This window comes from Streptomyces sp. NPDC059455 (assembly GCF_042750115.1).
Classification (GTDB): domain Bacteria; phylum Actinomycetota; class Actinomycetes; order Streptomycetales; family Streptomycetaceae; genus Streptomyces; species Streptomyces endocoffeicus.
Genome location: NZ_JBHYVB010000336.1, coordinates 1 through 8,127, shown reverse-complemented (window position 1 = coordinate 8,127; position 8,127 = coordinate 1). Strand labels below are relative to the sequence as shown.

The window sequence follows — 8,127 nt, the reverse complement described above, 5'->3', positions numbered from 1 at the left end:
GCCGGCGCCGGCGGACGCGAAGCAAGACCTCATAGGGGGCGGACGGTCAACGCCAGGACGTCCGGCCCCCTGACCCTGAGCCGTCGCAGGTCAGCAAGGCCGTAGTCCCTGCAAAGATCCAACTTCCGGATACGGATGCGCCGCTGGACGCTTTCCGGGGAATGAGAGGCCCCGCCGGGCGCCAGCTGTTTCGGCTGGCGCCCTGGTTTCACCGCGTGGGGCAGTGGTGGGTGTGGTCGGTGTCAGCGAAGAGCTGTTCGACGCTTTGACGGGCCCACCCGAGGAGGGTCAGCAGCATCTCGCCGGTGCTGATCAGCCGTTCGGTGACGCGGCCGGCCTGCGGGTCGTGGGGGAGCTGGGTGGCTTGGTGGAGGGTGCCGAGGAACTGTTCGATCCCGGTGTGGGCGGCGTCCTGGAGGATCAGGGCCGCTTCCCGGGTGAGTTCGTGCTGGGCGAGCCCGGTCTTCAGCTGTGTTAGCCGGCTGCTGGAATCGCTGAGAAAGTCGGTGGCCAGCCCCCAGTAGGCGCGCATGGACTCCGGCAGCAGGGCCCGGCCCACCACGGTCATGGTTCGGATGGTCGAGATGGCCTTGTCGAGCTGCCGGGGCAGGTAGCCGGGCCCGGAGATCGCCAGCCACCGCAGAAGCGAGTCCGACAGCTCTTCAAGATTCTCGAACACAGGAGCCATCCGATCGTGGAACATCGCTCTCAAGCGGCTTGACACGACATAGCAGCCTCGGGGGGCTGCTCTCGGAGATCCAGGTGTGGGCACCGGCCACCGCCCCGGCCTCCCGCTGCGCCACGAGCTCGTCCGCCTGCTCGGGGGCAGACCCCGACCAGGGCCGGCGCCTCGAACACGCTGATACGTGCGGTCACCGCATCGCTCTGGTGCCGGCTGATACGGGGCAGCTCTTCCCCGTAGGCGTCGTGCTGCTCGGTGCTCATGCTGCTCCTCCCTTGCTATTCGGGGGCTGGCTGGTGCCCCAGTGCGGGTCGCGCTCGGGAGTGGTGACCGGCTCGGGGGCTGGTCGATGGGCGAGTTGTCAGCTGGCTCGCGGTGCGGTGACGACGTGGGCCAGGACGAGGACGGCCTGGCGGATGGTCCTGCCCCGGGCCCACGACCCGGCGAAACGCACCTGGTCCTGCGCCCAGTCACCGAGCCGCCGCCATGGGCGCACCCGTCCTGCCCCATAGCCGGTCAGCAACGCCACAACAGCCACGACGGCCGCGAATCCGGTCATGACTCCTCCACGGGGTGTGGGGTGAACGGGGCGACCACCACGAGGCCGTCTTCGTCCGTCCGGACGTTCTCGGCGAGTTGAGCGAGGACCTGCTCGGGCTGGAGGCCCGCTCGGGCCGCGATGGCGCGCAGGCTGCGATCTCTCACTTCAGCGTCACATCCGGTTCTCACTGGCCTGTCCTCGAACGTGGCTGGTCAGGGCGTAAATCGCATGATGTGAGGTGAGAGAACCCCTGACGCGGAATGAGAAACCGCAACGCAGCCAGGTGAGAAGTCGCAGCCTGCTCCGCCGACGCGTGGGCCTACGCCTTGCGCCCGACGCCTCCGATGGCGATGACCTCTCCGGAGGCGGCGCGCGCGCCCGGTTCGGGCCGCCACTCGGCCAGTGGTACGACACCGGGCTTCAGCAGTTCCAGGCCCTCGAAGAAGGCGGCCAGCTGCTCCGGACTGCGCAGGTAGTAGGGGACGGCACCGCTGTTGTTGTAGCGGCGAGTGGCCTCGGCGTTGGCTTTGTTGGTGTCCACACTGTCGTTGAATGCCAGATAGCTGCCGGGCGGCAGCGCCCGTAGTATCGTGCTCACGATCGTACGGGCCTCGTCGTAGTCGGATATGTGTCCCGAGACCTGCATCAGGGTCAGGGCGACCGGCCGGCTGAGGTCCAGGGTCTTGGCGGCTTCACGCAGGATGGTGTCGGGGTCGTGCAGATCGGCGTCGATGTAGTCGGTGGCGCCCTCCGGGGTGCTGGTCAGCAGGGCGCGGGCGTGGGCCAGCACCAGGGGGTCGTTGTCGACGTAGACAATGCGTGCCTCGGGGGCCACCCGCTGGGCGATCTGGTGGGTGTTGTCGGCCGTCGGCAGGCCGGTGCCGATGTCGAGGAACTGCCGGATCCCTTCCTCGCCCGCCAGATACCGGACGGCCCGGCTGAGGAAGGCGCGCGAGTCGCGGGCGAGATCGGTGATGCCGGGGAAGACCTCGCGGAAGGCTTCGCCTGCCACGTGGTCGATGGGGTAATTGTCCTTCCCGCCCAGCCAGTAGTTCCAGATCCGGGCGGAATGCGGCACCGTCGTGTCGATCATCGCTAACGGGTCCGTGGCGGGGGCGGACGAGTGCTCGGTCACCGGGCAACCTCCTGATTGCGTAACGTTGTTGGCCTTGGGGCACAACGTAGAGTCACCGGCCCTCCGCCGGGCGGCAATTGACCAAGGCGAAGGACTCAGCTCGTCGGCGGGGTGCCCGGGGACCGGATGAACCGGAGCAAATCGCTGAGTGCCCGGTACTGTCAGCGGCCAAGTGGCGACGCGGCGGGACGACCTTGGAGAACGCAGCAACGAGCCGTCCGGGACGGCCAGCTCGACGCGCACGCCCGCGGTGATCACCCGTCCGGAGGGTTGAGCGTGCGACAGCGCGGTATGGACCCTTACGGTCGCGGTGCCCGTCCTGACAGGAGGCGGGATGGGCGGTCCCGCGCCCCGTCGCACGTTGCGCGGGACCGCCCCGGGGCTGCGCGGCACCGGCCATGGTGAGGACCTCGCGCGAGAACCGCCACTTGACCGATGGCGCGTGTACGTGGGTCTCGGCGCAGTGATGTTGGCGGCCTTGAGACTTCTTCGGGCGCGCCCCCGCGGTTCCTCAGCCAGTCTCAGGTGTCGCCCGCATGCATGGCGAGGTGGGCGGTCGTGGGTGCGAGCTGGCCGACCGGAAGGCCGACTACGTTGGCGGCCGGTCGGGATCGTACGGGTGGGGCCCAAGGGCCGAGGGAGGAGAAGGGGGTACGAGCCGCTGCAGTTCCCGCAACGTCTGTTCGGCGGTGGCTCGGGCCTGGGCCGGTACATCACCGCGCTCCTGTACCAGGAGGCTGTAGAGCGGAGTGTCCGGCTGCGGTGCTGTCTCCATGGCGTATCAGTCCCCCTGTCTGCTGGACACCGGCTGGTCCAGAGCGGACCAGCATGCCCGATCGCCCAGGGCTGCGCCACCCGGCAAGATGTGTTGTCCCGGTACCGCGATGCCCTGCTCCACGCGGTGCGGGCGCTGCCCGCCACGGCCGTCGCGCCTCCGACGAGGAGATGGTCGCTATGTTCCTCCGGTGCCGCAGCGCACGCGATCGCCTGATCGTGCTGCTACACGGGCGGGTCGGGCTGCGCCGCGGCCAGGTCGCCGGCCTGCGCAGGAGTGACTGCCACCTGCTGCCCGACTCGTGCGCCCTCGGCTGCCACTACAAGGGCCCCCACGTGCATGTGAGACGCCGGGACAACGCCAACCGCGCCTGGTCGAAGTCGAAGAAGGAGTGGGTCCAGCCCCTCGACTTCCTCGTCGTTCAGGCCTTCGACCAGTACTTCGACGAGCGTCACGAGATCCTCGGGGCGGGCGGCAGCGACTTCCTGCTGGTCAACCTCTTCCGCGAGCCGCTGGGGGCACCGATGCCGCCGGACGCGCTCAACGAACTCTTCGAGCGGCTGGCCAAGCGCGCGCAGCTGGCGCGGAAGGTGGGGCCGCACATGGCCCGCCGCGCGTTCGGCAGCAACGTCGCGGACGCCGGTGACTCGCTCGACGAGGTGCAGGCTCTGCTGGGGCAGAGCCATCCGGAGTCGGCCCGGCCGTATCTGTTCCCGGACAGGGCCCGGCTGCGCGAGGCCGTGGAGCGGGTGCCCTCCCCGCGCGGTCTCCTCGGTCTGTCCGCGGTGCACGAGCCGACGGACGCCTGCACACAGCAGATCACCGCCGCTCTGGACCCGGAGTTCTTGGCGTTGCTGCGGTGGGACTGGGACCTGAGGGTCGTGTTCTACCCCAAGAGCCACCCGATGCTAGGGATGCCGGACTGCCAGGTCAAGGGGTGCCATAGGGGATCGTCACGCAACGGACCGCTGTGTGACGGCTGCTTGCGTCGGCACTCCCAGTCAGGCCAGGCTCTCGAAGACTTCCTGGCGACGGCGACGCGGTCCGGGAGGGCCGTGGGGGTCGGTGAACTCTCCTGCGCGGTGACGGGGTGCGCTCGTCCGGCGAAAGGGACACGCGTTGCGCTCTGCGCGACCCACTACGACCAGCAGACGAGGGCTCTTCGGGTCTCGCTGGAGGAGTTCTTGGCGCATCCGGCGGTGAGGCCGCTGGACGGCTTCGGCATGCGCCAGGTGGCGGCCTGCCACCGTCGCCGCTCGGGCCGGAAACATCCGTATTGCGCTCCGCATGTGCACTTGCTCGCGAGGCTGGTCCGCAGCGGGACGTTCGGCGGAGACGAGGAGGCGTGGCGCAGAACGGCGCGCGCGATCGTCGCGGACCGTGAGGTCAGCCTGCGCGGGCTGCCGCTGCGCGTCGTCGCCGAACTCCTCTACACCCTCCGGGTCCGCACCGCGAAGGAGGTGCGGACGCGCGACTACTACCTGCGGCCGCTGTGTGATCAGCTGCGGGCTCGTCATTCGCCAAGCTTGGAGGCCTTCACCGAGGCCCACGGAGCGAAGGTGAGCGCGCAGCCCCGTTCTATCCTGGCCGTTGCGCTGCCCGCCCTGAAACGCCTTGGGACGACGCCTGAGCTTGACTCTGTCGGGGATCTTGGAGTCGTCGAGGTCAGCTTCCCAGGCTTCGCCACGACCTCGGCCGGGGGATCTCGCGCCGGTCGAGGTAGTTCTGGAAGGCGGTTGGTCGGCGGGGCATGGGGGCTTCCTCGGTGGGTGGAAGTCCGCTGAGGCGTTCGATGTTGACGGCGATGGCCGTCAGAACGTGCTGGACGTGTGCCTTTCCCTGTCCTCGGTAGCGGTAGCGGCGCATGCCGTGTCCGTGGGCGAACTCGTTGACCGTGCCCTCCACTCCGGAGCGGATCGCGTAACGGGCCTTCCACTGGGGCGTCTGCTGCTCGGTGCGGACGCGGAGTCGCAGGTCGCGGAGTTCGCGTGGGGGAAAACCCACGGTGCGGGCGCTGTCGACGGTAGATGTGCAGCGGGATCGGACGGGGCAGGGGCGGCACTGGCTCTTGGTGAACCGGGCCACGATCAGCGGGGCCGCGGTGGGCGAGGAGGTCGGGTAGGGGCCATGCCAGCCCTGGCTGACTTGTCCCTGGGGGCGGGTGACCTGCCGGCGGTCGTAGTCGATGGAGAAGTCGTCCCGGGCGAAGCCCTCGTTCTGGCGGTGCTGACGGGTGGGGTTGCTCCGCAGCGGCCCGGAGACGGTGACCTGGTGTTCACGGGCGGCTTGGTCCAGGTGGGGCAGGGAGGTGTAGCCGGCATCGACCAGGTGCTCGGCGGGCAGCAGTCCGCGACGCGCCAGGGGTGTGTGGATGCCGGGCAGGACCTGACTGTCGTGGGTGGTGGCCGCGGTGGTCGCCACGTCCGTGATCACGTTGGGTCCGTCGGGACCGCAGGTCTCGGTCCGGTGAGCGGCGAATCCCTTCCAGCTGATGATGTGGCCGTGCCGTGCGTAGCGGGCCGAGGTGTCGTAGGGAGAGACGATCGCCCGGGACGAGGGCGGCAGGCCGGGGCCGCCTTCCTTCTCGGCGGTGCGCCAGCGCAGGTGTCCTGCGGCGTCATAGTGGTAGTTCTGCACCATGATCTGGCGCAGGGCATGGACACGAGGACCGCAGGTGCGGTCGGCTCCGTGCCGGTCGAGGTGTTCCAGGAGCCGGACGGCATCGTTTCCGGTGGCGAGGATCCTGGTCTTGGGCTTGGTGGGGTTCTTGCCCAGCCGGACCGGTCGGCCGTAGCGGAGCCCCCAGTCCTCATCGACCAGCCCGTCGAGCGGGTGAGGGGACGTGCCGGCGACTTCTTCGAATGCAGCACGGACCGCTTCGGTGATCAGCTCCAGGCGGGTCAGGTCACGCACCGCGGCCAGGACATGGGTGGAGTCGGTGCGCTGCGTGGTGCGTTCGCGCACCAGGCCGGCCTCCTTGAGACGGGCCAGCGCGAGGTCGAGGAGCCGGTCGGCACGGCCGTCTTCGGCGAGCCGGTCGCGGAAGTCGGCCAGCACGCTGTGGTGGAAACCGGGATCGTCCAGCTCCATGGCCATGGCGTACGTGAAGTCGATGCGGCAGCGGACCGCTTCGGCGGCCTGCCGGTCCGACAGGCCGAGCAGGAACTGCAGCACACAGACGGTGGCCAGCTGAGCAGGCGAGAGACCCGGACGCCCGTCCCGCGGGTACCAGTCGGCGAAATCTTCGTCGCACCACAGCCCATCGAGGCGGTCCCGTACCCATATCGCCGTCGTGCCACCCGGGTTGCTCGCCCGCGCGACCTGCGCTGTCAGAGGCGGGACATGCTCACCGGAACGGGGGCGGAGGGACAACGGGCACCTCGACAGCTGCATCGATCGGCAGAACCACCCGAGCATGCCCGTTGATCATGCTGTCGCACCGGGAAACTCCAAGATCCCCGACAGAGTCAAGCTTAGAGTCAGCCAGCCACCTGATCAGCAACACCTCGGCAACCACGTGCAGAATCACTGACCAGTACCAGCCGGAAGCACGAACACGCTTGCGGCCTTCCTCTGCCTGCTCACACCGGCGGGTTCTGGAGTCCCGGACCGGATCGCAGCAAGAACGGCCTCGCGGCGCCGTCCTCCGTTGTCCCGGCCGTTCTTTGTCAGCGCCGTCATTTCCAGTGAGGCGGCCACCAGGACGATCGGAATCACCGTCACCATCGCCGAGGCGAACTCCTCGGTCATCCGCACAGCCACTGGTCTCCCCCTCCGCGCGCGTGCCAGAAGTGTAGGAGGCGATGCGTGCGCGCTCGCCGCGCGGCCGAACGCATGAGCGAAAACGGGTTTGGCGGGAGGATACGGCGCCGGCCTGGTCATCGACGTCAAGCTCGAGTAGACCCACGGGATCCTGATACGGCACCGCCGCCTGGTCCGTGACGATGATGAGCCCTGCTGCGCCAGGGTGATGCCTGGGAGCTTCTCGCAGCCGACCAGGAGAGCTGCTCAAGGTCGCCCCGGCGTGCTGCGGCTTGCCCGGCTCACTCGGTCGGGCTGGCGGTCGGCTCACCTCCGCTCGCGCGGAGAGCGCATCGAGCTGCCGACCGGGCGCGGGTCAGCCGTCTTCGGTCCCATTGTGGGGCCAGGAAGCAGTGATCATCTGGTATCTCTGATACCGTCGGTATCATGAGCGAGTCCAAAGAGCCCAAGGCGATGAGCCTGCGCTTCCCTGACCCACAGCAGCGCGCTGCGATCGCCGCCGCGGCCAAGAACGCCGGCGTCAGCATGCAGGACTACATCCTGTCGGCAGCTTTCGAGCGTGCCACGGCCGTCGAGGCGACATTCCTGGAGCACTTCGAGGCTTCGGTAGCCCGCAGCCACGAGGCCTTCGCCGCCGAGCCCAGCGGCGTCGATCCCAACTCCGAACAGCGCGCCGCCGAGCAGGAAGCACGCCGCGGCCTTGAAAACCACGGGCAGGGCCACGCCGCGTGAGCCAGCCCGACCCTCACCAGCCGCCCCGCCTCGACGTCCCCTTCCTGCTGCATGCCGCCGAGCGACTCCCCGGCGACCCACAGGTCGACGACCTCGGACCGCTCTACGCCGCCGTCGAACGCATGTATGCCCGGGCCATGGATCGTGACATCTACAGCTCCCCTCACCTCAAGGCAGCCGCGCTGCTTCAGACCCTGGTGAAACTCCCGTGTCTGGAGCACTCGAACGAGGCCTTCGCATGGCACAGCGCCGAAGCCTTTCTCGCCCTGAACGGACACCGCCTCAACTACGCCCCGAAAGACGCGGTCGCTCTCGTCCGCGACGCCTCAGCAGGCTCCCTGGGCATCGCCCGGATCGCCCGCCAGCTTCGGGACTGGACCACCACCTGAAAAGGGCCTCCCTCTTAGAGCTTGTCTCACGTGGTGAGTTTCGCGAGCTTTTTGTAGCAGGTCAGGGCGGCTGCGAGGCCGAGGAAGGCCAGGAAGTGTGTGCCCTTTCGT

General features: G+C 68.8%; 9 protein-coding genes. 3 read left to right on the top strand and 6 right to left on the bottom strand.

The features are described 5' to 3' along the window. Positions 1–208: 208 nt before the first annotated feature. From ACFXB5_RS51300 to ACFXB5_RS51285, 4 genes are all read right to left on the bottom strand, one after another. A complete protein-coding gene (locus ACFXB5_RS51300) occupies positions 209–679 on the bottom strand; it encodes a hypothetical protein (protein ID WP_385222418.1) in 471 nt (156 codons plus the stop codon). Positions 680–1,043: 364 nt separating this feature from the next. After that, entirely contained in the window at positions 1,044–1,241 is a 198-nt protein-coding gene (locus ACFXB5_RS51295) for a hypothetical protein (RefSeq protein WP_385222415.1), read from the bottom strand. Next, a complete protein-coding gene (locus ACFXB5_RS51290; RefSeq protein ID WP_385222412.1) occupies positions 1,238–1,387 on the bottom strand; it encodes a hypothetical protein in 150 nt (49 codons plus the stop codon). The genes ACFXB5_RS51295 and ACFXB5_RS51290 overlap by 4 nt, the downstream gene beginning before the upstream one ends. Positions 1,388–1,542: 155 nt before the next feature. Beyond that, positions 1,543–2,358, bottom strand: a complete 816-nt coding sequence (locus tag ACFXB5_RS51285; RefSeq protein WP_385222409.1) for an SAM-dependent methyltransferase — start codon at positions 2,356–2,358, stop codon at positions 1,543–1,545. A 954-nt stretch (positions 2,359–3,312) separates the two neighbouring features. Here ACFXB5_RS51285 and ACFXB5_RS51280 point away from each other — a divergent pair. Then, positions 3,313–4,917 (top strand): tyrosine-type recombinase/integrase, encoded by a 1,605-nt coding sequence (locus ACFXB5_RS51280; protein ID WP_385222406.1) that lies wholly within the window; start codon positions 3,313–3,315, stop codon positions 4,915–4,917. Here the strand turns inward: ACFXB5_RS51280 and ACFXB5_RS51275 are convergent. Together ACFXB5_RS51275 and ACFXB5_RS51270 are read right to left on the bottom strand one after the other, a co-directional pair. Next, the gene (locus ACFXB5_RS51275; RefSeq protein WP_385222404.1) at positions 4,799–6,505 is read right to left on the bottom strand and encodes an IS1182 family transposase; all 1,707 of its coding nucleotides are present in this window, start codon (positions 6,503–6,505) and stop codon (positions 4,799–4,801) included. The two genes, ACFXB5_RS51280 and ACFXB5_RS51275, sit on opposite strands and share 119 nt — an antisense overlap. A 153-nt stretch (positions 6,506–6,658) precedes the next feature. Then, positions 6,659–6,883 (bottom strand): hypothetical protein, encoded by a 225-nt coding sequence (locus ACFXB5_RS51270; protein ID WP_385222401.1) that lies wholly within the window; start codon positions 6,881–6,883, stop codon positions 6,659–6,661. 438 nt (positions 6,884–7,321) lie between these two features. Between ACFXB5_RS51270 and ACFXB5_RS51265 the strand changes: the two genes are divergently transcribed. Continuing rightward, positions 7,322–7,627, top strand: a complete 306-nt coding sequence (locus tag ACFXB5_RS51265; RefSeq protein WP_385222399.1) for a hypothetical protein — start codon at positions 7,322–7,324, stop codon at positions 7,625–7,627. Then, positions 7,624–8,016: a type II toxin-antitoxin system death-on-curing family toxin gene (locus ACFXB5_RS51260; RefSeq protein ID WP_385222396.1), complete on the top strand. Its 393-nt coding sequence runs from the start codon at positions 7,624–7,626 to the stop codon at positions 8,014–8,016. Before ACFXB5_RS51265 ends, ACFXB5_RS51260 begins: the two co-directional genes overlap by 4 nt. The last annotated feature ends 111 nt before the right edge of the window (positions 8,017–8,127 follow it).

Bases quoted from the DNA above. Each gene is read 5' to 3' on its own strand.
- ACFXB5_RS51295 (WP_385222415.1), bottom strand. From the start codon at position 1,241: ATGACCGGATTCGCGGCCGTCGTGGCTGTTGTGGCGTTGCTGACCGGC.
- ACFXB5_RS51280 (WP_385222406.1), top strand. From the start codon at position 3,313: ATGTTCCTCCGGTGCCGCAGCGCACGCGATCGCCTGATCGTGCTGCTA.
- ACFXB5_RS51270 (WP_385222401.1), bottom strand. From the start codon at position 6,883: ATGACCGAGGAGTTCGCCTCGGCGATGGTGACGGTGATTCCGATCGTC.
- ACFXB5_RS51265 (WP_385222399.1), top strand. From the start codon at position 7,322: ATGAGCGAGTCCAAAGAGCCCAAGGCGATGAGCCTGCGCTTCCCTGAC.